The 25272-nt window shown below is 62.5% G+C and carries 21 protein-coding genes and 1 tRNA gene; 19 read left to right on the forward strand and 3 right to left on the reverse strand.

Annotated elements, in window-relative coordinates; genetic code table 11:
- Positions 1-114: 114 nt before the first annotated feature.
- From ACKPCU_RS08160 to ACKPCU_RS08195, 8 genes are all read left to right on the forward strand, one after another.
- Positions 115-570: a hypothetical protein gene (locus tag ACKPCU_RS08160; protein WP_321351297.1), complete on the forward strand. Its 456-nt coding sequence runs from the start codon at positions 115-117 to the stop codon at positions 568-570.
- A 219-nt stretch (positions 571-789) separates the two neighbouring features.
- Positions 790-861 (forward strand): pyrroloquinoline quinone precursor peptide PqqA, encoded by a 72-nt coding sequence (gene pqqA, locus ACKPCU_RS08165; protein ID WP_063607997.1) that lies wholly within the window; start codon positions 790-792, stop codon positions 859-861.
- A gap of 56 nt (positions 862-917) precedes the next feature.
- Positions 918-1829, forward strand: a complete 912-nt coding sequence (gene pqqB / locus ACKPCU_RS08170; protein WP_321351299.1) for a pyrroloquinoline quinone biosynthesis protein PqqB — start codon at positions 918-920, stop codon at positions 1827-1829.
- Between the two features lie 10 nt (positions 1830-1839).
- Entirely contained in the window at positions 1840-2592 is a 753-nt protein-coding gene (gene pqqC, locus ACKPCU_RS08175; protein WP_321351301.1) for a pyrroloquinoline-quinone synthase PqqC, read from the forward strand.
- A complete protein-coding gene (gene pqqD / locus ACKPCU_RS08180) occupies positions 2589-2867 on the forward strand; it encodes a pyrroloquinoline quinone biosynthesis peptide chaperone PqqD (protein WP_321351303.1) in 279 nt (92 codons plus the stop codon). The genes pqqC and pqqD overlap by 4 nt, the downstream gene beginning before the upstream one ends.
- Entirely contained in the window at positions 2839-3981 is a 1143-nt protein-coding gene (gene pqqE / locus ACKPCU_RS08185) for a pyrroloquinoline quinone biosynthesis protein PqqE (RefSeq protein WP_321351304.1), read from the forward strand. Before pqqD ends, pqqE begins: the two co-directional genes overlap by 29 nt.
- The gene (locus ACKPCU_RS08190) at positions 3947-5845 is read left to right on the forward strand and encodes an alpha/beta hydrolase family protein (protein ID WP_321351306.1); all 1899 of its coding nucleotides are present in this window, start codon (positions 3947-3949) and stop codon (positions 5843-5845) included. Before pqqE ends, ACKPCU_RS08190 begins: the two co-directional genes overlap by 35 nt.
- Before the next feature lie 790 nt (positions 5846-6635).
- On the forward strand, positions 6636-7562 hold the full coding sequence (locus ACKPCU_RS08195) for an acyl-CoA dehydrogenase family protein (RefSeq protein WP_321351308.1): 927 nt from the start codon (positions 6636-6638) through the stop codon (positions 7560-7562).
- Here ACKPCU_RS08195 and ACKPCU_RS08200 read toward each other — a convergent pair whose 3' ends face one another.
- Positions 7563-8099, reverse strand: a complete 537-nt coding sequence (locus ACKPCU_RS08200) for a hypothetical protein (protein WP_321351310.1) — start codon at positions 8097-8099, stop codon at positions 7563-7565.
- A 114-nt stretch (positions 8100-8213) separates the two neighbouring features.
- On the opposite strand from ACKPCU_RS08200, the gene ACKPCU_RS08205 reads away from it, so the two are divergent.
- Together ACKPCU_RS08205 and ACKPCU_RS08210 are read left to right on the forward strand one after the other, a co-directional pair.
- On the forward strand, positions 8214-8564 hold the full coding sequence (locus tag ACKPCU_RS08205; protein WP_321351311.1) for a DUF7693 family protein: 351 nt from the start codon (positions 8214-8216) through the stop codon (positions 8562-8564).
- 42 nt (positions 8565-8606) lie between these two features.
- Positions 8607-9974, forward strand: a complete 1368-nt coding sequence (locus ACKPCU_RS08210; RefSeq protein ID WP_321351313.1) for a diguanylate cyclase — start codon at positions 8607-8609, stop codon at positions 9972-9974.
- 24 nt (positions 9975-9998) lie between these two features.
- Here the strand turns inward: ACKPCU_RS08210 and ACKPCU_RS08215 are convergent, their stop codons facing one another.
- A complete protein-coding gene (locus ACKPCU_RS08215) occupies positions 9999-10310 on the reverse strand; it encodes a GIY-YIG nuclease family protein (protein WP_321351315.1) in 312 nt (103 codons plus the stop codon).
- Positions 10311-10900: 590 nt separating this feature from the next.
- Between ACKPCU_RS08215 and ACKPCU_RS08220 the strand changes: the two genes are divergently transcribed.
- The 6 genes from ACKPCU_RS08220 (at position 10901) to ACKPCU_RS08245 (ending at position 17374) form a co-directional block, all read left to right on the forward strand.
- Positions 10901-11923, forward strand: coding sequence for a DUF2804 domain-containing protein (locus tag ACKPCU_RS08220; RefSeq protein WP_321351317.1), 1023 nt, complete (start codon positions 10901-10903; stop codon positions 11921-11923).
- Between the two features lie 126 nt (positions 11924-12049).
- Entirely contained in the window at positions 12050-13486 is a 1437-nt protein-coding gene (locus ACKPCU_RS08225) for a thioredoxin family protein (protein WP_321351319.1), read from the forward strand.
- Positions 13483-14013 (forward strand): UGSC family (seleno)protein, encoded by a 531-nt coding sequence (locus tag ACKPCU_RS08230; protein WP_280527924.1) that lies wholly within the window; start codon positions 13483-13485, stop codon positions 14011-14013. Before ACKPCU_RS08225 ends, ACKPCU_RS08230 begins: the two co-directional genes overlap by 4 nt.
- A gap of 15 nt (positions 14014-14028) precedes the next feature.
- Positions 14029-15408, forward strand: a complete 1380-nt coding sequence (gene selA / locus ACKPCU_RS08235; protein WP_321351322.1) for an L-seryl-tRNA(Sec) selenium transferase — start codon at positions 14029-14031, stop codon at positions 15406-15408.
- Positions 15405-17264 carry a selenocysteine-specific translation elongation factor gene (gene selB / locus ACKPCU_RS08240; RefSeq protein WP_321351324.1) on the forward strand — a complete coding sequence of 620 codons (1860 nt, stop codon included), beginning with the start codon at positions 15405-15407 and terminating at the stop codon, positions 17262-17264. The genes selA and selB overlap by 4 nt, the downstream gene beginning before the upstream one ends.
- Before the next feature lie 15 nt (positions 17265-17279).
- A tRNA-Sec gene (locus ACKPCU_RS08245) sits at positions 17280-17374 on the forward strand.
- Positions 17375-17389: 15 nt separating this feature from the next.
- On the opposite strand, the gene ACKPCU_RS08250 is transcribed toward ACKPCU_RS08245, so the two are convergent.
- Positions 17390-17824 carry a GNAT family N-acetyltransferase gene (locus ACKPCU_RS08250; RefSeq protein ID WP_321351325.1) on the reverse strand — a complete coding sequence of 145 codons (435 nt, stop codon included), beginning with the start codon at positions 17822-17824 and terminating at the stop codon, positions 17390-17392.
- 257 nt (positions 17825-18081) lie between these two features.
- Between ACKPCU_RS08250 and katG the strand changes: the two genes are divergently transcribed.
- The 3 genes from katG (at position 18082) to ACKPCU_RS08265 (ending at position 24874) form a co-directional block, all read left to right on the forward strand.
- The gene (gene katG, locus ACKPCU_RS08255; RefSeq protein WP_321351327.1) at positions 18082-20292 is read left to right on the forward strand and encodes a catalase/peroxidase HPI; all 2211 of its coding nucleotides are present in this window, start codon (positions 18082-18084) and stop codon (positions 20290-20292) included.
- 474 nt (positions 20293-20766) lie between these two features.
- Positions 20767-22749 carry a carboxylesterase/lipase family protein gene (locus ACKPCU_RS08260; RefSeq protein ID WP_321351329.1) on the forward strand — a complete coding sequence of 661 codons (1983 nt, stop codon included), beginning with the start codon at positions 20767-20769 and terminating at the stop codon, positions 22747-22749.
- 100 nt (positions 22750-22849) lie between these two features.
- Complete coding sequence (locus ACKPCU_RS08265) at positions 22850-24874, forward strand: carboxylesterase/lipase family protein (protein ID WP_321351331.1); 2025 nt, start codon at positions 22850-22852, stop codon at positions 24872-24874.
- The last annotated feature ends 398 nt before the right edge of the window (positions 24875-25272 follow it).

Raw genomic sequence — 25272 nt, forward strand, 5'->3', positions numbered from 1 at the left:
GGCTGCATGAGTGTCTTGCCCTTTGCGCTGGCGGCTTGAATCGGGTCCTATTGGGCCTATGCTGTATCTGCTGTCGTGGTCTGTTTAGCTGGGCTCCAAGGAAGGAGTAGTGCAATGTTTCATATTAAAAATCACAGCCAGCGTTGGCGCAATTTCGGGATTTTGGCCGCTGCGCTCATGCTGTCGAGCGTTGCTGCTGTGTCCCGCGCAGAGTCTGCAAGTAGCGTTTACAGAGTTGGTCTGACGTTGCAGCAGAGCGACCTGCAACTGGCTGTATGCATCGAGGATGGATGCCAGAAGTCACTTAGCTATCAGAAGGTGGAGGGCGGGTACCTTTACGATTTCGGTACCTTCGCGATTTCAGATCACCATCGTTTTCCGGTGTATACGTGGACGATTAATCTGGCCGAACGGCGAGTTCGCAGGCTACTTGAGGCCTACCTGCCGGATGGCTGCACCATTGCGAGCTGCGGTAGTTTTACTTTTCAAAAGGTTGATGCGCCTGTTACCTCAACTGACGCTTGTGAGGCGGGAGTTGCAGCTTGTCACCGTGATCGAATAATCCGCTGAGCAATCCTGACGGCCGGACGCCTACGTCATTGTCGTTGGCTGGTTTGGTGTACTCTGGCGTTCCTCCCGGAGCGATGCGTTGCAAGCCCCACACACCAACCAAATCACGACCAAATCTACTCCCAAAGTATCATTCGTACCCCCCGATCCCGGTGTTTAACTGAGTCCGTCGGTTCCTGCCGACGCTGTAAACCCACGCAATAACAAGAGGATCGACCCATGTGGACTAAACCCAGCTATACCGACCTGCGCATTGGCTTTGAAGTCACCATGTACTTTGCCAACCGCTGAGTACCGGGCGCCCCGGTTTCCGGGGCGTTTAGGCACGCTGGCCGAGGACATATCCCATGCATGTACAGATACTTGGTTCAGCTGCTGGCGGTGGTTTTCCGCAGTGGAACTGTAACTGCCGCAACTGCGACGGCCTGCGCCGTGGCACGCTGAACGCGAAAGCGCGTACCCAATCTTCCATTGCCTTGTCGGATGACGGGGTGAACTGGATTCTCTGCAACGCTTCCCCCGACATTCGCACCCAGCTGGAGCAGACGCCTGTGCTGCAACCGGCGCGGGCGGTGCGTGATACGGCGATCCGGGCGATTGTGCTGATGGACAGCCAGATTGACCACGTGACCGGGCTGCTGACCCTGCGTGAGGGTTGCCCGCACGAGGTCTGGTGTACCGATATGGTCCATGAGGATCTGCAGACCGGCTTCCCGCTGTTCCCGATGCTGAGCCATTGGAACGGTGGCCTGCAGCGCCGGCGCATTGGCCTGGGCGAGCCGTTCCGCATTCCGGCTTGCCCGGCGCTGGAGTTTTTGCCGATTCCGCTGCGCAGTGCGGCGCCGCCGTATTCGCCGCACCGCAACGACCCGCACCCCGGCGATAACATCGGCCTGCTGGTGCGCGACACCAACACGGGCGGGGTGCTGTTTTACGCACCGGGCCTGGGCCAGCCGGATGAAGGGCTGCTGGCGACCATGCGTGATGCCGATTGCCTGCTGGTGGACGGCACGCTGTGGCGTGACGACGAGATGGCCTTTGCTGGCGTGGGCGACAAGCTCGGCAGTGAGATGGGCCACCTGCAGCAGAGTGGGCCGGGCGGGATGATCGAGCTGCTGGATGCGCAGCCGGCCAGCCGCAAGGTGCTCATTCATATCAACAACACCAATCCGATCCTGGACGAGGACTCTGCCGAGCGCGCCGAACTGGTGGCGCATGGCATCGAGGTTGCCCATGACGGTATGCAGATCGTTCTGTAAGGAGGCCGCCATGCAGCGCGAGCCGATGAGTATTGCCGAATTCGAGCAGGCCCTGCGCGACAAGGGCCGCTATTACCACATTCATCACCCGTTCCACGTTGCCATGTACGACGGCAGCGCAACCCGCGAACAGATTCAGGGTTGGGTGGCGAACCGTTTTTACTACCAGGTCTGCATTCCGGTGAAGGACGCGGCGATTCTGGCCAATTGCCCGGACCGCGACACCCGCCGCGAGTGGATTCAGCGCATCATCGACCACGATGGCGAGCCGGGCAGCGAGGGCGGCATCGAGGCCTGGCTGCGCCTCGGCGAGGCCGTGGGGCTGGACCGCGAGGTGCTGCTGTCGCAGGAACTGGTGCTGCCGGGCGTGCGCTTTGCGGTGGATGCCTACGTCAACTTCGCCCGCCGGGCTAGCTGGCAGGAGGCGGCCAGTTCGTCGCTGACCGAGCTGTTTGCCCCGCACATTCACCAGTCGCGGCTGGACAGCTGGCCGCAGCATTACCCGTGGATTGATCCGACCGGGTACGACTATTTCCGCAAGCGCCTGAAGGAGGCCCGCCGCGACGTCGAGCACGGCCTGCGCATTACCCTGCATCACTACACCACCTGGGAGGCGCAACAGCGCATGCTGGAAATTCTGCAGTTCAAGCTGGACGTGCTCTGGAGCATGCTCGACGCCATGACCATGGCCTACGAGCTGGAGCGCCCGCCGTATCACACGGTCACGGCCGACAAGGTCTGGCACCGGGGGATCGCGCTATGACCCCGGTGGTGCGTGACAACACGCCGGTGCTGCGCCCCGGCTTTCGTCTGCAATGGGAGCCGGTGCAGAACAGCCACGTGTTGCTCTACCCGGAGGGCATGGTCAAGCTGAACGAGAGCGCCGCTGAAGTGCTGCTGCTGGTGGATGGCCAGCGGCCGGTCGCCGACATCATCGACACGCTGACAGACAAGTTTCCCAATGTGCCGGGACTGGACGAAGACGTTCTGGCCTTTATCGAGGTGGCCCATGCTCAACACTGGCTCCACATCCGCTGAACAGGGGCCACCGCTGTGGCTGCTGGCCGAGCTGACCTACCGCTGCCCGCTGCAGTGCCCGTACTGTTCGAATCCGCTGGAGTTTGCCAACCACAAAGGTGAGTTGAGCACGGCTCAGTGGATCGACGTGTTCACCCAGGCGCGAGCGCTGGGCGCAGCGCAGCTGGGCTTTTCCGGTGGTGAGCCGCTGGTGCGCGAAGACCTTGCCGAGTTGATCGGCGCGGCGCGTGAGCTGGGTTTTTACACCAACCTGATCACCTCCGGCATGGGGCTGACCGAGGCCAAAATCGAGGCCTTCCGCGAGGCCGGGCTGGATCATATCCAGATCAGCTTTCAGGCCTCTGATGCCGAGATAAACAACATGCTGGCCGGCTCGCGCAAGGCGTTTGAGCAGAAGCTGGCGATGGCGCGTGCGGTCAAGGCGGCGGGTTACCCGATGGTGCTCAACTTCGTGACCCATCGGCACAACATCGACCGGATCGACCGCATCATCGAGCTGTGCGTGGCGCTGGAGGCGGATTTTGTCGAGCTGGCGACCTGTCAGTACTACGGCTGGGCGCACCTGAACCGCGCCGGACTGCTGCCGACCAAGGCGCAGCTGGATCACGCCGAACTGGTCACTAACCAATGGCGCGAGAAGCTGGTCGAGCAGGGCAATCCGTGCAAGCTGATTCTGGTCACCCCTGATTACTATGAAGAGCGCCCCAAGGGCTGCATGAACGGCTGGGGCAATATCTTCCTGACCATCACCCCGGACGGCACCGCGCTGCCGTGCCACAGCGCGCGGCAGCTGCCGGTCAGCTTCCCCAGCGTGACCGAGCACAGCCTGTCACACATCTGGTATGACTCTTTCGGCTTCAACCGCTTTCGCGGCTATGATTGGATGAACGAGCCGTGCCGGTCCTGCGACGAAAAGGAGAAGGACTTTGGCGGCTGTCGTTGTCAGGCGTATCTGCTGACCGGCGATGCCACCCAGGCGGACCCGGTGTGCAGCAAGTCGCCACACCATCACAAGATTCTGCAGGCCAGAGCCGAAGCAGAGCAGCCCCAGCTGGGGATAGAGGAGTTGACCTTCCGTAATGAACGTACCTCGAGGATCATCTGCAAGGTCTGATGCAACCCTGCCCGGCAGCTGGCCGAGCGACTTCAGTGCAGCGCAGGCGGTCGCCGCCAGCGCTGACTACAGCGATCTGTGCTGTGCCGACGGCGCGCTCTGGTGGCTGACCTTCCGCCCGCAGCAGGGTGACAGCGTGCTGCAGCGTTGGCAGGACGGCGTCACCCGCACCATTACCCCCCAAGGCCATTCTGTACGCAGCCGCGTGTATGAGTACGGCGGCGGCAGCTTCTGCGTGCTGCCCGGCGAGTACGAGCCGGACTGCCTGCTGGTATTCGTCAACGAAGCCGATCAGCAGCTGTATCTGCAATGCCCGGAAGGGCAGCGCCTTGAACCCCTGACCAATCACCCCGAATGCCGCTACGGCGGACTCTGCGCCGACCTTGCGCGCCGCCGCGTGCTGGCGGTTGAAGAGGCGCATCTGCCGGGGCGAGTGGAGCACCGGTTGGTCGCCATCGGATTGGACGGCGCTCGCCAGTTGCTTGCCAGCGGCGCTGACTTCTACCACAGCCCGCAGGTCAGCGACTGCGGCACGCAGCTGGCCTGGATCGAATGGGATCGCCCCGATCTGAGCTGGACGCGCACCCGGCTGATGCGGGCAACGCTGGCCGACGACGGCAGTGTCGCGGCGGTGCAGTCGGTTGGTGGCGCGGATGACGCATGGCAGCAACCGCGCTTTGATCGTGCCGGCCAGTTGTGTTGTCTGTCTGACCGCAGTGGCTATTGGGTGCCCTGGCAGGTTGCGGCTGACGGCCCGCGCAAGTTACCGGCGATTGCCGCCGACCACGCGCCTGCGCCCTGGCAGCAGGGCAGCAACACCTGGCTGCCGCTGGAGGAGGGCTGGATGGCGCTGAGCTGGAGCGAGGCCGGATACGGCCATCTGGCGCTGCGCCATTCGGTCAGCGCCGAAGAGCGGCGGCTGGCGCACGCCTACAGCCGCTTTCGTCACCTGTGCAGCGACGGCAAGGCGCTGTATTGCATCGGCGCGTCGCCCAGCTGCACCGCGGCCATTCTGCGCATCGAACTGGCCACCGGTGAACTGACCCGGCTGCTGGGCGAAGACAGCGCGCTGGACGCCGCCGATCTGTCGCGTCCCGAGCGGCTACTGTATCTGAGCACGGGTGGCGAGAGTGCCCACGGCTTCTTCTACCCGCCGCGCAATCACGCCCAGCAGTTGGATCAGCCGCCACCACTGCTGATCTTCACCCACGGCGGGCCGACTTCGGCCTGCTACCCGGTGCTGGATAATCGCATCCAGTTCTGGACCCAGCGCGGCTTTGCCGTCGCCGATCTGAACTACCGCGGCAGCACCGGATTTGGCCGCGCCTATCGCCAGCGCCTGCAGGGCAATTGGGGCGTGACCGACGTGGAAGACGTGCTGGCGGCGGTCGACTATCTCGGTCAGCAGGGTAGGATCAACCCGGCGCAGGTGTTTATCCGTGGCTCCAGCGCTGGCGGCTACACCACCCTGTGCTCGCTGGTGGCTGGGGCAGGGTGCTTCCGCGCGGCGGCCAGTCTGTATGGTGTGAGTGATCCGCTGCAGCTGCGCGCGGTGACCCACAAGTTTGAAGCCGACTACATCGACTGGTTGATTGGCGACCCCGAAACTCATCCCGAACGCTACGTGGAACGCTCACCTCTGGCCCAGGCCGACCGCATCCGCACCCCGGTGATCTTCTTCCAGGGCCTGCGCGATGCGGTGGTGCTGCCCAGCCAGACCGAACAGATGGTCGCTGCGCTGGACGACAACGGCGTGCCCGTGCACTGCGTCACCTTCGCCGACGAACGCCACGGCTTTCGCCAGGCTGCGCATCTGGCGCAGGTGCTGGAAGAGGAGCTGGCGTTTTATCAGGCGTGGTTGTAATGCGGAGAGCCCCTGACGCGACCGGCACGCCTCATTACTTCGTCATCCTCGCGCAGGCAAGGATCCATTGCGGGTACTGGCTTATCACTAGATTCCTGCCTTCGCGGGAATGACGGTGTAGTGGGGAGGTTATTGGTGCGGTTAATCGTGCCTAGCCGCCTGCTGCCAGTCCTTCAATTTCGTCATCCTCGCGCAGGCGAGGATCCAATGCGGGTGCTGGCCCATCACTGGATTCCCGCCTTCGCGGGAATGACGGTGTAGTGGGAGGTTATGGGTGTGGTTAATCGTGCCTGGCCGCCTGCTGCCTCTCCTTCAACCTCGTCATCCTCGCGAAGGCGAGGATCCATTGCGGGTGCTGGCTCATCCCTGGATTCCCGCCTGCGCGGGAATGACGGTGTAGTGGGAGGGTTTGGATGCGGTTAATCGTGCCTAGCCGCCTGCTGCCAGTCCTTCAACCTCGTCATCCTCGCGCAGGCGAGGATCCATTGCGGGTGCTGGCTTATCACTAGATTCCTGACTTCGCGGGAATGACGGTGTAGTGGGAGGTTATGGGTGCGGTTAATCGTGCCTAGCCGCCTGCTGCCTCTCCTTCAACCTCGTCATCCTCGCGAAGGCGAGGATCCATTGCGGGTGCTGGCTCATCCCTGGATTCCCGCCTGCGCGGGAATGACGTCTGAATGGATAGGTTTGGGTCTGGGGCGGCCTGGCGAGGGGCTTCTGGGCGCCAGAAGGTGGTGCGTCATGCTAGTCTCGCTGCGTTGCTAACAAAACCGATATGAGGAGAAATCCGGTGAGCGCGTTTTCCCCTGTGCCGTGGTGTCTGAAGGCGCCGGTTGAGGCACCTTCGATGGAAATGGCTGATGACTGGCTGGCCAATTGGCGGCAGTTGCCGCTGGATGAGCTGCCGCCGTTCGCACTGGCGGTCATGGGCGGCTTTCAGGCCGATCGTGCGGCCTGGGCCTTCAGTGCCGGATACGAGGCGGCGTTGCGGGCGATGTTTCCGCAGATCAGCGGTGGCGGGTTGCATGGTTTCAGTCTCAGCGAGGAGGGCGTTCGCAGCCCGCGTGATTTGCAGACCCTCTGGCAGGCCGACAGCGACGGCGGTATTCGCCTCAACGGCAACAAGGGTTGGGTGCCGATGCCGGAGCATTGTGAAGCCTACTTCGTGGTCTGCCGGGCCGGTGGGCCGCAGGGCGCGCTGAGTGTGGTGCGCATGCCGGCGATGGCCGATGGCGTCACGATGAGCCCGCGCAATCCGGCGGCTTTTATGCCGGAGCTGCCGGCCGCGCGCATGCAGTTGCAGGACGTGGTGCTTGATGCCACGGCGATGCTGCCAGGTGATGGCTGGACCGACTACGCCCGACCCTTTGGCGCATTGGAGGAGCTGTACGTCAGTGCGGCGCTGATGGGCTATTTGCTGCGCGAAGGGCGTGCCCGTGACTGGCCGCAGGCGATGCTGCGGCAGATGCTGGCGGCGATCACCTTACTGGAGCGGATTGCTACCGAGGCCGGGGCCGATCAAAGCCTGGTATTGCTCGCCGGTGCCACGGAGTGGGTGCGCAGCCTGATGAACCAAGCCACGGCACAGTGGGCCGAGCAACCGGGCGATGAGGCTGGGCAGCGCTGGACCCGTGATCAGAGCGTGCAGCGTATGTGGGCTGCGTTCGGTGCCAAGCGCGGCGACCGCGCCTGGCAGGCACTGACAGCCAAGAGCTGATCAGTTGCCGGGTTCGCCAGCCAATGGTGCGGGTGCTGCCATCGCGTTGTGCTTGAACATCGGGAACAGCACTGCCAGCGGACAGGTCAGCGCTGCGATCAGGCCGGCCCACAGGGTCTTGAAGATCAGGTAGTGGCTGACGCTCAGTTGCTCGATACCGACTAGCCCCAACAGAGCGATGGTGGGTGCGGCGAACACCAGGGTTGCCATCAGACCGATGCACAGGGCCGCACCGAAGGGGCGGTCCGGCAGGTAGCGAATGATCTGGCGCAGCACGCTGAAGCGGTCTGCGGGAACCGCTGGAAACTGGCCGCTGCTGACCTTGCGGCGCTGTAGCGCGATGGTGATCCAGCTTAGCAATAGGCAGAGCAAAAAGGCGGTGATCACCAGATCAACCGCGATGCCTTCCTCGCCGCGCAGGTTCAGCACGGTCTTGCCGTGCAGCAGTGCCCAGGCGATGGCACCGTTGAGCAGGGCGTTGATGACAAAGGTGGCGATAACTTCGGTTTTCAGGTGCGTCTGTATCGAGTTGCTCATGAGGGTCTCGTTGTTATCATTGTCGAACGTTAGCGCTGCCAGCCAGCCTACTGCGCAGGGCACCCGGCCACAAGCAGGCAGGGCTATGGCTGATCATCAGAGATATCCATTTTCATGTCCGTTCATTCAACCACTGCCGCTGTTGCGGCCCGTGAGATTTACCAGCTGTTTCGTGATGTCGCCCTGCAGCAGAGAGCGCTGACGATGGACCGTGGCCCGCGCTGGGTGGAGGTGGACACTGGCGTGGTGCGGGTGTGTATCGATGCCCACCGTGTGACGTTGTTCAAGGACGCGGGCGAGCTACATCACTGTTTGGGCTGCGAGCTGGACGATGGCCGCTTCGTTGGGCAGGAGGCCTGGGACAGCCCCGGCACCGATCCGCTCGAGTTGCTCAGTGTCTGGGAGCGAGCGCAGTTGCTGGCTGCGCTTGAGCAACTGCCGTCGCCGGATGACAGCAGCAGGTGAGCGTGAAACAATCGCTGACCCGTTGTTTTGAGGTTTCGAATCATGCCGCGTTTGTCCGTTGAGCAGCTGTCACAAGAATGGAGTCTGTTGAATCAGCGCTTCAGCGAGCAGAGCCGCCGTTTTGTCCTGAGTTTCTGCATACGGCACGCGGTCGACCTGACCGAGACCTTCTATACCGAGATGCTGGCTGATCCGGGGGCGACACTGTTCCTGTCCCATGATCAGGTTCAGGGCCGCCTGAGTCAGTCCATGCGCCGTTGGCTGGAAGGTCTGTTTGACAGCGAGAGTGAGGGCGCGCTGACGCGGATCATCGCTGAGCAGAAAAAGGTTGGAGAGGTGCACGCCCGCATCGACATCCCGGTCCATCTGGTGCTGCGTGGCGCACGCTGTTTGAAGGACCGCTTCATCGCGCTGTTGCAGGAGGATTGCGAGTTGTCTGATCGCGAGCACCTGGATGCGGCGCGATTGATGTCCGATACCGTGGATCTGGCCATGGAAATTATGAGCCACGCCTATTCCACCTCGCATGATCGCAATTCGCGTAACGAAGAAGCCTATCGGCTGTTCTCGGTCACCCAGAACATCGCCAGCGAGAAGGAAAGCCAACGGGCTGCGCTGTTCGACTGGGAGAATCAGTTGATGTTCGATCAGGCGGTCGGTCAGCCCGGCGAGCATCTGCCGCGTATCCTCGCTTCCGAGTTTGGTCTGTGGTTCAGACACAAGGGCTCGCATGCATTTGAAGGCGCGCCCGAAGCCCGGCAGATCATTCATGCGATGGAGCAGATTGACGACGTCATCCTGCCGTTGTTCGACAGCGACTCGGCAGAGCGAATCGCACGCCTGCGCGAGCTGCGGGAAACGGTGAAGTCAATTCACTTCAATCTGGATCACCTGTTCGAGCAGAATAACGCGCTGGAGGCCGGGCGCGATGTGCTGACCCGTCTGCTCAACCGCAAGTTTCTGCCGGTGGTGCTGAACCGGCAAGTCAGCCATGCCCGCAGCCACGGTACGCCGTTCTCCGTGCTGGCGCTGGATATCGATCACTTCAAGCAGATCAATGACGGCTATGGTCACGAAGCCGGGGATCGGGTTCTGCAGCAGTTGGCCTCGCTTCTGGTCAACAGTAGCCGGGCCGGGGACTACCTGTTCCGTCTGGGCGGTGAAGAGTTTCTCATGCTGCTGGTCGATACCGGACTGGACGGCGCGCGTCGCGTGGCCGAGAAATTGCGTCGGGGTGTGGAGCAGGAAGTGTTTCGCTTGCCTCAGGACCGTACTATCAGTGTCACCCTCAGCGTTGGTGTGGCGTGTTTCAATGGTCACCCGGACTACCAGCAGTTGATGCGTCGTGCCGATGATGCGCTGTATCAGGCCAAGCACAGTGGCCGCAATCGCGTGCTGGTGGTCGAATAAACCACTGCCCCGAAGTGGTGGTGGTCAGGGTAACGTCTGCTTGGGGGCCGTGAGCGTGGTGTAGAGGTCATCCCATGCGGGGTTGGCCTGCTCGATCAGGTTGATTTTCCATTGTCGTTTCCAGCGCTTCAGCTGCTTTTCGCGGATGATGGCGCTGAGCATGTCGGCGGCTTGTTCGAGGTACACCAGGTGATGGATTTGGTAACGCTGGGTGAAGCCGCTGACCACGCCGTTCCTGTGCTCCCAGATACGCTTGAGCAGGTTGCTGGTGACGCCGACGTACAGGGTGCCGTTGCGTTGGCTGGCGAGGATATAGACGCAGGGGTGTTTGGTCATTGAGGTGTCTTTCTTTTGGTGGGGTGGCAGGTCGCGGTGGTGGCTGATGGTGTCGCGTGACTGGATCCCCGCCTGCGCGGGGATGACGGGGAGGTTTGGATTACCGTGGTAGGCTCCACTCTGAATGCCGCTTACGTCTGGCCAACTCCGGAGCGTGGTCTTGGAAATGCTGATATATAAACCTCGTCATCCCCGCGCAGGCGGGGATCCAGATACGTGTTCGCGTTGGTGCAGTGTCTATTTTTCCCGCAGTGATTACGCTGGCACTTTTCCGTCAATGCGATGGGGTGGCACGGGCATCTGTTTTGCCGAATACGCAATAACCGTGATATTCAACAGCGCACGGCCTGCCGTGCGCCGATGCAAGCTTTGAAGCGCACTAGCCCTCTTATCCCATTCAAATCTGCTTCCATACGTCATCCCCGCGCAGGCGGGGGTCCAGTTGCGTGCTGGCGTTGGTGCAGTGTCTATTTTTCCCGCAGTGATTACGCTGGCACTTTTCCGTCAATGCGATAGGTTGGCACGCAGCATCTGCTTTACTGAACGCAGCTCGTCGAGCTCGGTTCTGCCAATAACAAGAGAGCACGCCAATGCCCGCGTTACCCCGCCTGATCGATGCATCCGGTCAGCCCCGTTATGGCCTCTTCCCCGACGGGGTGGAGGAGATCAACTACCTCGATTTTGACCTGCGCACGGTGATGGACAAGCCGCGTTCGCAGCTGGCGCGGCGGTTTGGCGCGAACCAGTTTCAGTTCATCAGCCTGCTTAGCTCGGAACTGATCGTCGGGGTGGCGATTGTCGATCTGAAGCTGGTCAGCAGTGCCTTCGTCTACCTGTTTGATCCACATACCCGGCGTTTTGACGAGTTCAGCTTTCTCCAGCCGCTGGCCCGTGGCACGACGTTCGAGTCGCGGCCTGGCAGTGGTCGGGCGGTATTCGAGAAAGGGCGCAACCGAATCACTGTGGATGCTGCTGGTGAAGCTGGCGTGCGGCATTTGCTGGTTGAGCTGGCCGACGGAACGCGCGTCGAAGCGCGGATTGACGAGGGGGCGAGCCAGCAGCCGTTGTCGGTGTGTACGCGGGCGGGGTACTCGGGCTGGGTATTCACCCGCAAGACCGCCGCGCGGGTCTGCACCGGCAGCGTCAGCTGGCGCGGGCAGCAGTTTGATCTGCGCCAGCTCGGCGCGCTGGCGGCAGTCGACTGGACCACGGGCTTTATGCGCCGGGAAACATTCTGGAACTGGGGCAGTTTGTCCTGCCGCTTGCCAGATGGCCGGCGGCTGGGCTTTAACCTGGCGGCCGGGGTCAACGAAACCGGGTTTACCGAGAACGGCATCTGGCTGGACGATCAACTGATCAAGGTCGATATGGTCGACTTTCAATTTGACCGCGCCAAGCCGCTTGAGCCCTGGCAGCTGCGTTCGGCCGACGGGCAGCTTGATCTGCAGTTCGAGCCGGCTGGTACCCGTCAGGAAAAGCTCAATGCACTGTTACTGGCGTCCAATTTCAAGCAGCACTTCGGCCAGTTCAGCGGCGAGTTGCGGATTGCCGGGGAGACGCTGACGCTGGATGGCGCCTGGGGGCTGGTGGAGGACCATTACGCGCGCTGGTGAGCTGCTTCGCTTGTATTGATACCCCTTCAATCAGCGCATCCATGACGCCTGTCTGCGGTTGGAATTGGACGGCAGCCTGCCTATTCTGTCTGCTAAACGAGACACAAGACCCTCAAAGGGCTGCCCATGAAACCTGCACTTCCCGACGGCCTGATCGTCGTCGCCAAGGCTGACTGCCCGACCTGTCGACTGGTCGAGCCGCTGCTGGCCGAGATTGCCCAGGCCGGGCCGCTGACTGTCTACGCGCAGGATTCGGCCGATTACGCCGCCGACCTGCCGTCCTCCTTGTATGACAAGACGCTCGAACACTCCTTCCACCTTGGCATCGAGTTTGTGCCGACCCTGATTCGGGTCGAGAATGGCGAAGAGGTCGAGCGGACTTATGGCTGGCACAAGGAAGACTGGCGACAGCTGACCGGCCTGGCTGAGCTGGGCGAGGCGCTGCCGGTGATGCGCCCGGGTTGCGGCTCGAAGACGCTGGAGCCGGGGATTGTCGAGGAACTGGAACTGGCCTTTGGCGATATTCGCCTGCAGTCGCGCGAGATCGACATGGGCAGCGCCGAAGACCCAATGGAAGCCTGCTTCGAACGCGGCTGGAGCGATGGCCTGCCGGTGGTGCCGCCGACCCCTGTGCGGGTGCTGCGGATGCTCAAGGGCACCAGCCGCCAGCCCGACGACGTGGTTGGGTTGATGCCGCCGGACCTGGTGCCGGTGACGGTCGAGAAAGTCGCCATCAACGCGGTGCTGGCTGGCTGCAAACCGGAGTACATGCCGGTGCTGCTGGCCGCGCTGGAAGCGGCACTGACCGATGAATTTGGCCTGCACGGGCTGATCTGCACCACCATGTTTGGTAGCCCGATGATTGTGGTCAACGGCCCGGCCGCCCGCGCCATCGGCATGAATTCCGGCGTCAACGCGCTGGGGCAGGGCAATCGCGCCAACGCCACCATTGGCCGCGCGCTGCAGTTGCTTATCCGCAACGTCGGCGGTGGCCGGCCGGGCGAGATTGACCGCGCAACCCTGGGCAACCCCGGCAAGTACAGTTTCTGTTTTGCCGAGGCCGAAGACGCCGACTGGCTGCCGCTGGCGCAGGAGCGCGGTGTCGAAGCCGGGCGCTCGGCAGTGACGCTGTTTCCCGGTGAGGGTGTGCAGGGGATCGTCGATCAGAAGTCGCGTGATCCCGAATCGCTGGCCCGCTCCTTTGCGCTGTCGCTGCGCACAGTGGATCACGCCAAGCTGGCGATGGCCGGTGACGCGGTGCTGGTGGTCTCGCCTGAGCATGCGCGGGTATTTATTGAGGCCGGCTGGTCGAAACAGCGGCTACGCGAAGAACTCGAAAAGCTGCTGCTGGCGCCGGGTGCCGAACTGGTGGCCGGTGCCGGGGGCATTGCCGAAGGTATCCCCGAACGTTTCAAGGATCAGCAGGTGCCCAAGTTCCGTCCGGGCGGGCTGCTGATTGTCCGGGCTGGCGGCACCGCCGGCCTGTTCTCCGCCATTATTGCCGGCTGGGCCGCTTCAGGCCCGGTCGGTTCGTCTCCGGTAACACGTGAGGTAACGTCATGAACCACAGCATTGTGCTCGATCCGACCGCGGAACAGGCGCCGGCGCAGCGTGCGCGTCTGGCTCGTCCCGCCAGCCTTGAAGGCAAGGTGGTCGGTCTGCTCGACATTTCCAAACCACGCGGCAATGTCTTTCTCGATCGTATTGAGGAGCAGCTGGCAGCCATGGGTATTGCGGTGAAGCGCTATAACAAGCCGACCTTCACCCGTATTGCCCCGACCGAACTCAAGCAGCAGATGGCCACCGAGGTGGATCTGCTGGTGGAAGGTCTGGCCGACTGAGGGTCTTGCACGTCGTGCTGTATGCATGACATCGCAGACCTGGAGTCACGTCAGATCCCGGGAGTAGGGGTTGCCTCCAGTGAATTTGTTCAGGCCGCGGCGTTGCAGTCGAAAGCCCTTGGCTTTGATCCGGCCATGGTCTTTGTCCCGCATCCGATTCAGGATCGCACCGACGATGAAATGCGCGCGCTTGCCGATGGCGCGCTGGCAGAGATTCTGCGCCTGCTGCAAAGCGGCGACGCAGACTGAGCCAAGGGTGGTCGCATGACGGCCACCCACAATCGACCACCGGCGGTCGACCGGGTACTGACCTGGCCGCTGGTGCAGCAACTGATTGCCGATCACGGCCGCGCACTGGTGCTTGATGGTGTGCGTGCCGTGCTGCAGCTTTGGCGCGATGGCGAGATCAGCGACGACGAGGCGCTGGTGCACTGGCTGCGTCAGCATCTGCTGGCGACGCTGGCGCCGTCCATGCGACCGGTGCTGAACCTGACCGGCACAGTGCTGCATACCAATCTGGGCCGCGCGCCCTTGCCGCCGGAAGCGGTGGCGGCGATGAACGCGGTCGCGCTTGGGGCGAGCAATCTGGAGTTCGATCTCGCCAGCGGCCAGCGCGGCGACCGTGACGATCACGTCGAGCAGTGGATCTGCCGCCTGACTGGCGCGGAGGCCGCGACCGTGGTCAACAACAACGCCGCTGCGGTGCTGCTGGTGCTCAATGCACTGGCGAATCGCCGCGAGGTGGTGGTATCGCGCGGTGAACTGATCGAAATCGGTGGCTCCTTCCGCCTGCCAGACATCATGGCCCGCGCCGGCTGCAAGCTGCGCGAGGTCGGCGCCACCAACCGTACCCACCCGCGCGACTACAGTGAAGCCGTGGGCCCGCGTACCGCTCTGCTGCTCAAGGCGCACACCAGCAACTACCGCATCGAAGGCTTTAGCACCGCGCTCAACGAGGCGCAGCTGGCAGCGATTGCCCGTGAGCATCAGGTGCCGCTGGCGGTCGATCTGGGCAGCGGCTCGCTGATCGACCTGCAGGCGCTGGGGCTGCCGGCCGAACCGGTTGTCGCGCAGGTGCTGGCCGAAGGCGTCGACGTGGTCACCTTCAGTGGCGACAAACTGCTCGGCGGGCCGCAGGCCGGCATCATCGCTGGCCGCGCGGACCTGATCGCGCGTATCCGCAAAAGCCCGCTCAAGCGCGCATTGCGCTGCGACAAGCTGACCCTGGCGGCGCTGGAAGCGGTGCTGCGCTTGTATGCCGACCCGGACACTTTGGTGCAGCGGGTACCGACCCTGCGTCTGCTGACTCGCAGTGCCGAGTCGATTCAGCAGACATGCGAGGCGCTGCTGCCTGATTTGCAGCGCTGGGCAGGGGAGGGCTGTGCGGTAGATGTGTGTGCGGTCAGCAGCCAGATCGGCTCCGGCTCGCTGCCACTCGACGTGTTGCCCAGCGCGGCGCTGCGGTTGCGCAGTACCAGCGCCAACCGCCGTGAGCGCAGCCGCGCGCTGCGCCAATTGGCCGAGCGCCTGCGTCAGCTGCCGCAGCCGGTGATCGGCCGTATCGCTGAAGACAGCCTGCTGCTCGACTGCCGCTGCCTGGAAGACCCGGCAGTGCTGCGCACCACCCTGGGAGCGGCCGGGTGATCATCGCCACTGCCGGGCATGTCGACCATGGCAAGACCTCGCTGATCCGTGCCCTGACTGGCGTGGACACCGACCGACTGGCCGAAGAAAAACGCCGCGGGCTGACCATCGAGCTGGGGTTCGCCTGGCTGCCGAGCGAGACCGGCGAGCCGCTGGGGTTTATCGATGTGCCCGGCCACGAGCGGTTCATCGGCACCATGCTGGCGGGCGTCGCCGGGGTGGATATGGCGCTGCTGGTGGTGGCCGCTGATGACGGCGTGATGCCGCAGTCCCGCGAGCATTTGGCGATTCTGCAATTGCTGGGGGTACGCGAGCTGGCGCTGGTGATCAGCCGCTGCGATCTGGTCGATGACGCGCAGTGCGAAAGCGTTGCCGAACAGGTTCAGGCGCTGGCGGCCGAGGCGGGCTGGCCCAATGCGGAGGTATGGCGGGTTTCCAGCACCAGTGGGCAGGGCATCGACGTCTTGCGTCAGGCCTTGCTGGGGCAAGCCGAACGGCGGCAGGTACGGCCAAGCGACAGCCCGGCGCGCTTTATGATCGACCGGCGCTTCAGCATCGCCGGGGCGGGCTGTGTGGTGACCGGCACGCTGGTCAGTGGTCGCCTGCAGGTGGGCCAGAACCTCTGGCTGCATGGGCAGGAGGTGCGGGTGCGCAGCTTGCAGCGGGCCTCCAGTGAGGTCGCTGAGGTTAAAGCCGGGCAACGCTGCGCGCTCAATCTGGGTGGCGCGGTGTCGGCGGAACAGCCCCAGCGTGGCGACTGGCTGAGCGAGCAGGTACTGCCGCTGAGTGACCGGCTGGACGTTTCTCTTACACAATTGCCCGACAGCCGTTGGCACCGGGGCGTGCTGCAACTGCATCTGGGTACGGCGATCCATTCGGTGCGGGTGGTGCTGCTGGATGAGACGGCGGGCCTGGCGCAGCTGATGCTGGAGCAGCCGGCGGCGGCGGTCTGGGGAGATCGTTTTATTATTCGCGATCCGGCGGCCAACACCACGCTGGGTGGCGGCCGGGTGCTGGACCCGCAGGGTATGCGCCGTGGCCGCAGTCATCCGCAGCGGCTGGCATGGCTGTCAGCCGGGGCGGCCGCCAGCACGCCAGGTGAGGTCATGGCCGCAGCGCTGCGACAGAGTGCGGTGGCGCTGCCGGAACTGGCGCTGAAACTGAATCTGTCCGCCGACCAGCTTGAGCAATTGCTGCCGGCTGAGGGCCTGATCGTGCTGGCGGCGGCCGGTCATCGGGTCGCGCTGACCGTCGAGGCCGGCGAAGCACGCTGGCAGCGGCTGGCCGAGCGTCTGGCCGACTGGCATCAGCAGCATCCCGAATTGCTCGGGCCGGGGGAAGGGCAGCTTGGGCTGGTTGGCTGCCTGCAACTGCCGTTGCCGGTGGCGCGTCAGTTGCTGCAACGCTGGCAGGCCGAGGGGCGGCTGCAACGCACAGCCTGGGCGTTACATTTGCCAGATCACCGGCCGCAGTTGCAGACGGGTGATGCAGAGCTGCTGGCGCGGGTGGCTGCCGAGCTGGCACCGGGCGGGCTGCGACCGCCGATTGTCGGCGAACTGGCCACCGCACTAGGCATGGAGTTGGGGGAACTCAAGGCGTTCTTGCAGCGCATGCAGCGCGCCGGCGAGCTGATTGCGGTGGCACCCAACCGTTATTACCTGCCATCACAGGTGGAAGGCTTGGTAGCGGTCGCACGGCAGTTGGTGGCAGACTCGCCGTCCGGCAGCTTTAACGCCGCCGAGTACCGTGATGCCTCGGGCATCGGCCGCAACCTGACCATTCAGGTGCTGGAGTATCTGGACCGCGCTGGCGTGACCCGCTTCGTGCGTGAGCAACGTTTTCTGGTGGCAGGCTGAGCCTGCCGCCGCAATGGATGGACATCGTCCCCGGTGGGGCGCCCGGACTTCAACTCCGGTGAGATGCGCAACGCGTGTCTGGTGGGTTCGACTCCCATGTCCTTCCGCCAACTTTCCGCTCTGAGCTATTCGCCTTGGGTGTCGTAGCGCATGCACAGCTCGGCATGGCCGGTGTGCTCGTCCACTTGCTCGGCGGTGATCCTGAAACCCTGTTTTTGGTAGAAGCCGACGCTGGCGTGATTGGCCTTGTAGACGGTCAACTGCAGTGACTTGCGCCGCCGCTTGGCTTCATCGAGCAGTCGAGAACCGATGCCCTGGCCCTGACGGTCAGGTGCGACAAACAGCGCTGCCAGACAGTCGTCCACCAGACAGCAGAAACCGCTAACCCGGCCTTGATGCTCCTCCAGAAAACACTCCGAGGCAGGAATGTAGAGCGTGCGCATGTCCTCCAGCCGTGCCTGCCAGAAGGCCGGTTCGACAAAGTCATGCGCCTTGATTGAGGCGGCCAGCCAGATGTCGGCAAGCTGTTTCGTATCGCCCTGACTAGCGGCTCTGATCACCTTCCGTGCTCCCTGCAAAATGTTGAGGCGGCGATGCTACCTGATCAGCGCCAGGGCGCAAGGCGCCGCAAGCCCCGGCTGCCTCTGCGCCGGTCTTCTAGTCATAGATCTGCTCTATGAGAACCTTTGTTTTTAGTTAATGGCGCAAATTGTCTCGCATGCTTAACTTGTCAACAGGTGGCAGACATACGGCAACCCGGTTCGACCAGGCTTGCCCTGCGATGACCATGATACCCATACCTGCAGCGGAGAATGACATGAGCGACAAGAAGACTGGCGGATGCCCGGTGATGCATGGTTCCAATACCAGGCTGACTGGCCGCGGCACCATGAACAAGGACTGGTGGCCGAACCAGCTCAATCTGGCGATCCTGCATCAGCACAACCCCAAATCCGACCCGATGGGCGGTGACTTTGACTATGCGGCCGAGTTCAAGACGCTCGACCTGGCGGCGGTCAAGCAGGATATCGCTGCCGTCATGACCGACTCGCAGGACTGGTGGCCGGCCGACTACGGGCATTACGGGCCGTTGATGATTCGCATGGCCTGGCACGCCGCGGGTACCTACCGTACCGCTGACGGTCGTGGCGGCGCTTCTACCGGCAATCAGCGCTTTGCGCCGCTCAACAGCTGGCCGGACAACGGCAATCTCGACAAGGCACGCCGCCTGCTGTGGCCGGTGAAGAAAAAGTACGGCAACAAGCTGTCCTGGGCTGACCTTTACGTTCTGGCCGGCAACGTGGCGCTGGAGTCCATGGGCTTCAAAACCTTTGGCTACGGCGGTGGTCGCGCTGACATTTGGGCGCCGGAAGAAGACATCTACTGGGGCGCCGAAAGCGAATGGCTCGCCACCAGCGACAAGCCGAACAGCCGCTACTCTGGTGACCGTGACCTGGAAAACCCGTTGGCGGCAGTGCAGATGGGGCTGATTTACGTCAACCCGGAAGGTCCGGATGGCAACCCCGATCCGTTGGCATCAGCCCGTGACATTCGCGAAACCTTTGCCCGCATGGCGATGAACGACTATGAAACCGTCGCCTTGACCGCCGGCGGTCATACCTTCGGTAAAGCACACGGCGCCGGCGATGCTGCCAGTGTCGGGCCGGAGCCGGAAGCGGCGCCGATCGAGGCGATGGGCTTTGGCTGGCTGAGCAGCCACGGCAGTGGCAAGGGCAGCGATGCTATCACCAGTGGCATTGAAGGCGCCTGGACGCCAAACCCGACCCAGTGGGACATGGGCTACTTCGACGTGTTGTTCGGTTACGAGTGGGAGCTGACCAAGAGCCCGGCCGGCGCCCATCAGTGGCAGGCCAAGGGGCTGGCGGACAAGGACCATGCACCGGATGCCGAGGACGCTGCCAAACGTGTTGGCATCATGATGACGACTGCCGACATGGCTATGCGCGAAGACCCGGCATACCGCAAGATCGCCGAGCACTTCCACAAGAACCCGGAAGAGTTCGCCGATGCTTTCGCCCGTGCCTGGTTTAAGCTGACTCACCGCGACATGGGGCCAAAGGTGCGCTACCTCGGGCCGGAAGTGCCAGCAGAGGATCTGCTCTGGCAAGACCCGGTGCCGGCGGTTGACCACCCGCTGATCGAGGCGCAGGACGTCACCGCGCTGAAGGCCAAGCTGCTGGCCTCGGGCCTGAGCGTAGCCGAGCTGGTATCGACCGCCTGGGCGTCTGCTTCGACCTACCGTGACTCTGACAAGCGTGGTGGCGCCAATGGTGCGCGGATTCGCTTGGCGCCCCAGAAGGACTGGGAAGCCAATCAGCCGCAGCAACTGGCGAGGGTACTCAAGGTACTGGAAGGCATTCAGGCTGACTTCAATGCCGCCGGTGCCAAGAAGGTATCGCTGGCTGACCTGATCGTGCTGGGTGGTGCCGCCGCCATTGAGAAGGCAGCGCAGGATGCCGGGCACAGCGTGTCCGTACCCTTTGCGCCGGGCCGCACCGATGCCACCGACGAGCAGACCGATGTTGAATCCTTCGAGCCGCTCAAACCCGAGGCTGATGGCTTCCGCAACTACCGCCGGACCAAGTTCACCGTCTCTGACGAGGAAATGCTGGTCGACAAGGCGCAGCTGCTGGGTCTGAGTGCACCGGAGATGACCGTGCTGGTCGGTGGTCTGCGGGTTCTGGGTGCCAACCACGGCGCTAGCAAGCACGGTGTGTTTACCAGCACCGCGGGTGCGCTGACCAATGACTTCTTCGTCAATCTGGTCGACATGGATACCGCCTGGTTCCCGACTTCGGTCGATGGGGATGTGTTCGAAGGACGCTGCCGCAAGAGCGGGGCAGTAAAGTGGATCGGTACCCGGGTGGACCTGGTATTTGGTTCCAACTCGCAACTGCGGGCACTGGTCGAGGCCTACGCCCAGGATGATGCCAAGGCGAAGTTCGTTGCTGACTTCGTCGCAGCCTGGAACAAGGTGATGAACGCGGACCGGTTCGATCTGACCTGATCCCGTCGAGGTTATCCTTCCTACCCACGGGCGCCGCGAGGCGCCCGTGGCGTGTCTGTTACCTGCACCGACCTATCACGCTGGTGAATACCGTTTCACAGGAAGAAGTGTGACTGTTCCTGCGTCATTTTCTGTCTCGTTGCGCTCGGTTATCTGCCCCCTTTTCAGGGTGATTTATCTGTTTTGGCGCAGTAGCTGCGTTGCTCGCAGGTGATTGTTTTTATTTAAAGAATGAATGTTCAGTCATTTATTTGCTGCGTTGATGTCGCTATGTCTGTGCGCTAGCGATGGCTGAGACGGAGTTGCTTTATGTATCGAAATGAGCTGTTGATACGGTCGGAATGATCGTTCATTTTTGCGTTGTGCGGTCTTGCCCGCTTGCCTATGCTCGTTGCGATCGGACCTGTGACTGCCAGGTCACGACTGGTCTGACGCCCTCACAAAAATAAAATGGAGCGTTGCATGAAACCCGGTATGGCAAAATCCCCTTTGCGTCTCAGCTATCTGAGCGCCTCTCTTATGGTGCTGGCACTGCCGCTGGCCGGCTGCCTTGGCGGCGGCGGTGGCGGAAGTGACGACAATAGTCGCACCGGTACCTTCGTCGATAGCCCGGTGGCTGGTCTCGATTACAGTGCTGGCAACCGCACTGGCACTACCAGCGCCACCGGCGACTTCAGCTACCAGCCAGGAGAAACGGTCACCTTTTCAATTGGTGACCTGGTGCTGGGCGCCGCGGCAGGTGCTGAGATGATGACCCCACTGAGTATTATTCAGGGGGCAACCGACGCATCCGACCCGCGGGTCAACAACTTGCTTATTCTGCTGCAGTCGCTGGATGCCGACGGCAACCTGAACAACGGTATCCAGATTACCGAGGAGATTCGGGCCGAGGTCTCGCTCGCGGCGGCAGGTATCAATTTTGATCAGCCGGTGGCCGACTTTCGCACGGCCATTGCTGGCCTGATCGGTGATCTTGAGACTGCCGGTGCGTTCTCCGATACCGATCCGCGTGCGCGCAAGGTGGTAGCCGCTGACGATGCCCGTGAGCACTTCAGCCGCTCGACCGGTGAGCGTATCGTCGTCACCACGAGTGGTGGCGAGCTGCGCGGTTTCGAGTCCAGCAACACGACCTGGCAGTTCCTTGGGGTGCCCTACGCCAAGCCGCCGCTGGGTGAGCTGCGCTGGCGTGCCCCGGAGCCGGCTGAGCCGTGGGAGGGCGTCCGCGATGCTGTCGCCTGGAGCGATCAGGCGGCTCAGAACGCGGCACTGGAGCGTTTCGGTGAAGGCGGTATGAGTGAAGATTCGCTCTACCTAAACGTCACCACTCCCAAGGACGCCGATAACCTGCCGGTCATGGTCTGGTTTCACGGCGGCGGTTTCACCGCGCTGACCAGCAACACCATCCCGTTCAACAACCCGGAAGCGGTTGTCAGCAAGGGCGTCGTGCAGGTCTCGGTCAACCACCGACTGGGCGCCTTCGGCTACCTGGCACACCCGGAGCTGACCGCCGAGAGCAGCTACGGCGGCTCCGGCAACTATGGTCAGATGGACCTGATCATGGCCCTGCAATGGGTTCAGGAGAACATCGAGGCGTTCGGCGGCAATCCGGATAACGTGACCATTTTTGGCGAGTCCGGTGGTGGTCGCAAGGTGCTGTCGCTGATGGCGTCTCCGCAGGCCGCAGGACTGTTCCATCGCGCGATCAGCCAGAGCGGCACCCTGCGTCCGGATACCCGCACGCTGGCCGATGGCGAGGCCCTTGGCCTGACAATTCAGGAGCGCATGGGCGTCGATTCGCTGGCCGAGATGCGTGAGGCGACCTGGCAGCAGGTGGCGGCAGCTGCGACGGGTAACGAGTACACCAACATCGACAACTACTACCTGCCGGTATCCGAGCGTGCGCTGTTCGAGACCGGTCAGGATAACGACGTGCCGTTCATGTTCAGCGTCAACACCAACGACACTGTGGAGCCGACCTATACGGCTATCAACGTGTTCCCCTGGATGGCTCCGCTGAAAGCCCAGCCGATGTACGCGACCTTGTTTGCCCACCAACCGGCAGGCTGGCGCGCCCGCGGCATGCAGGCCTATCACGCGGCAGAGCTGGCTTATCTGTTCAACAAGCTCGATAGCGTGGTGACCCATTACCAGCTTGGTCTGGTACTGGATCCGGCGACCGGCAGCTCATTGGTGATTGGTGATCTGAACAACAACGGCGTTACTGGCTCGCGCGGTGATCCGGCAGACATCATGGCTTCAGCTGGTTTCGATGCCACTGACGAGGAGGTGATCGACCGCATGATGACCATCTGGACCAACTTCGCCAAAACCGGTAACCCGAGCATTGACGGCGAGATCAGCTATCCGGCCTACAACGCTGCCTCCGAGCCTTATGTCGAGCTGAACGAGGGTGCCGAAGCCAAGGTGTATCTGGGGGACGCGCTCAGCGATGACTGAGTGCAGCGCAGATAACGCAAACAATCTTAGGTTGGTTCTCGACCCACCGGCTGCAACGGCAGCCCGGTGTGGTCGCTGAAGATGCAACAGGGAGTATCACATGGCTATTTCAAGACTGCGTAAACCGGCGCGTGTAGCCGCGCTGGGAGTCGGTTTGACCCCGCTGTTTCTGGCCTTGACGGGATGTCTGGGCGGTGGTGGCGGTGGCTCTGATGGTGATGCCACGCGCACCGGGGTGTTTGTTGACAGTCCGGTCGCCGGACTGGATTACGAGGGCAGTAAAACGCCTGCCGGACAGACCGATGCCGAGGGGGGATTCCGCTACCAGGCGGATGAAACCATTCGCTTCTTCATCGGCGATCTGGCGTTGGGGGCGGCAGTCGGTGCCCCGGAATTGACGCCGCTGAGTGTTGTCTCCGGAGCGGAGTCTGCGACTGATCAGCGGGTCACCAATCTGCTGATTCTGCTGCAGAGCATTGATGCCGATGGCAACCTGAATAACGGTATTCAGATCACCCACGAGATCCGCCAGGAAGTCTCGTTCAATGCTGGCAATATTGACTTTGACCAACCCAGTGCTGATTTCCGCGCTAGCCTGACGGCCATGCTGGAACGGCTGGATGACGTCGGTGCGTTCACCGATACCGATCCGCGTGCTCGTGCGGTTGTTGATACCGCTGACGCTCTGGCGCATTTTCAGCGTTCGACCGGCGCGCGTATTGAAGTCGAGACCACCGGCGGCACCTTGCGCGGATTTGAAGCCAACGCCTCGACCTGGCAGTTCCTCGGGGTTCCCTATGCCAAGCCCCCGCTGGGTGAGTTGCGCTGGCGCCCGCCGCAGCCGGCCGAGCCGTGGGAAGGTGTGCGTGAAGCGACGTCCTGGGCGGACCAGTCAGCGCAGGACTACACCCTGGAGCGGGTCAATGAAGGGGGCATGAGCGAAGACTCGCTTTACCTCAATATCACCGCACCCAAGGATGCTGACAACCTGCCGGTCATGGTTTGGTTCCACGGTGGTTCGTTCGCCATCCTGTCGGCCAACTCGCCGCAGTACAACAACCCCAACGGACTGGTCACCAAGGGCGTGGTGCAGGTCAGCGTCAATCACCGACTGGGGCCATTCGGTTACATTGCCCATCCGTTGCTGAGTGCCGAGAGTGGCTATGGCGCCTCTGGCAACTACGGCCAGATGGACCTGGTCATGGCGCTGGAGTGGATTCGCGACAATATCGCCGCCTTTGGCGGTGACCCGGGCAATGTCACCATTTTCGGCCAGTCCGGCGGCGGCGGTAAGGTCTATTCGTTGATGAACTCGCCGCAGGCGGTTGGGCTGTTCCACAAAGCGATCGTGCAGAGTGGCGTCGCACCGTTGGAGACCGACAGCTCGCCTGCCGATTCCCTGGCGGTATCTGAAGCCATTGGTGAGGCACTGTTCGAGCGGGTTGGGGTATCCACCCTGGAGCAAGCGAGGGCGTTACCCTGGACGGCGTTTGCCAAGGCGGATCTGGATAACGACATCCCGCGGCAGACCTATCGCCCCAACTCGGATAATTACTATCTGCCCAACACCTATTACGACAATGTTCAGCAGGGCATGCCCAGCGATGTACCGTTGATGGCAGGGGTGACCAATGGTGACTACACCACGATACGCGGGGCATTGCCGATCTGGTTGCAGCAGCGTAGTGCCGACTATCAGTCGAATCAGTACATCTATCGCTTCAGCCGGGTGCCGCCGGGCTGGGATGATCTGGGGCTGAGCAGTTGCCATGGCTGTGAGCTACCGTACCTGTTCAATTACCCGGCCGGTATGGTGCAGAACTACCTGCTGGGGTTGGTATTGACCGATACCTATACCCGGCCGGAGATCGGTGACCTGAACAACAACGGTGTGACCGGGACCCAGGGCGACGCAGCGGATATCTACGCCTCCATGCGCTGGGGCGCACAGGATATGGCCATGGCCGATTTGCTGATGACCCAGTGGAGCAACTTCGCCCGTACTGGCGACCCGAGTACCGAGTCGCTGGCCTGGACGCCATACAGTCTGGCAAACGATGCCCTGATGGAGCATGGCAACAACGGTGTCGCGGCGATGACAACGGGGGTAGCCGAGGCGCCCTGAGCCTTTTGTATCGTGCGTGGGCTGTGAGAGCAGCCCTTCTGGCCAGATGGCCTCAACCGGTGCCCGCGTTGGTGGGCACCGGTTTTTTTACTTACGGACTAGCGTGATAGCTGGCCGGCGCTGGCGGTTTCCACATGTTATTTGCAGGCAGTCAACCGTCGGCAAACAAGGTGTGATGTACGGCCAATAGATACTGAACAGTCGCTGTGCCCGCTGTTGCCGAGTCTTCTTTTTTCCTTGCCGGCGAATCAACGGGAGCCGCTTGCCCGGTTTTCCTGTGGGGTGGGGAGCACTAACCAGATTTGCACGCGCGCGCTTTGGGGCATGGGGGCGCATTCATAAACGACAATCATTTACATTGACCGACGGTCGGTTGGTATTTACAATCCGGCAGATCA

Source organism: Halopseudomonas oceani (assembly GCF_963677335.1).
Classification (GTDB): domain Bacteria; phylum Pseudomonadota; class Gammaproteobacteria; order Pseudomonadales; family Pseudomonadaceae; genus Halopseudomonas; species Halopseudomonas oceani.

Excerpts from the sequence above, each read along its gene's own strand:
- pqqE (WP_321351304.1), top strand. The coding sequence starts at position 2,839 with ATGCTCAACACTGGCTCCACATCCGCTGAACAGGGGCCACCGCTGTGG.
- ACKPCU_RS08260 (WP_321351329.1), top strand. The coding sequence starts at position 20,767 with ATGGCAAAATCCCCTTTGCGTCTCAGCTATCTGAGCGCCTCTCTTATG.
- ACKPCU_RS08205 (WP_321351311.1), top strand. The coding sequence starts at position 8,214 with ATGTCCGTTCATTCAACCACTGCCGCTGTTGCGGCCCGTGAGATTTAC.
- ACKPCU_RS08215 (WP_321351315.1), bottom strand. The coding sequence starts at position 10,310 with ATGACCAAACACCCCTGCGTCTATATCCTCGCCAGCCAACGCAACGGC.
- ACKPCU_RS08220 (WP_321351317.1), top strand. The coding sequence starts at position 10,901 with ATGCCCGCGTTACCCCGCCTGATCGATGCATCCGGTCAGCCCCGTTAT.
- katG (WP_321351327.1), top strand. The coding sequence starts at position 18,082 with ATGAGCGACAAGAAGACTGGCGGATGCCCGGTGATGCATGGTTCCAAT.
- ACKPCU_RS08200 (WP_321351310.1), bottom strand. The coding sequence starts at position 8,099 with ATGAGCAACTCGATACAGACGCACCTGAAAACCGAAGTTATCGCCACC.
- ACKPCU_RS08225 (WP_321351319.1), top strand. The coding sequence starts at position 12,050 with ATGAAACCTGCACTTCCCGACGGCCTGATCGTCGTCGCCAAGGCTGAC.
- ACKPCU_RS08210 (WP_321351313.1), top strand. The coding sequence starts at position 8,607 with ATGCCGCGTTTGTCCGTTGAGCAGCTGTCACAAGAATGGAGTCTGTTG.
- pqqD (WP_321351303.1), top strand. The coding sequence starts at position 2,589 with ATGACCCCGGTGGTGCGTGACAACACGCCGGTGCTGCGCCCCGGCTTT.
- ACKPCU_RS08265 (WP_321351331.1), top strand. The coding sequence starts at position 22,850 with ATGGCTATTTCAAGACTGCGTAAACCGGCGCGTGTAGCCGCGCTGGGA.
- pqqC (WP_321351301.1), top strand. The coding sequence starts at position 1,840 with ATGCAGCGCGAGCCGATGAGTATTGCCGAATTCGAGCAGGCCCTGCGC.
- selA (WP_321351322.1), top strand. The coding sequence starts at position 14,029 with ATGACGGCCACCCACAATCGACCACCGGCGGTCGACCGGGTACTGACC.
- pqqB (WP_321351299.1), top strand. The coding sequence starts at position 918 with ATGCATGTACAGATACTTGGTTCAGCTGCTGGCGGTGGTTTTCCGCAG.
- ACKPCU_RS08190 (WP_321351306.1), top strand. The coding sequence starts at position 3,947 with ATGAACGTACCTCGAGGATCATCTGCAAGGTCTGATGCAACCCTGCCC.
- ACKPCU_RS08160 (WP_321351297.1), top strand. The coding sequence starts at position 115 with ATGTTTCATATTAAAAATCACAGCCAGCGTTGGCGCAATTTCGGGATT.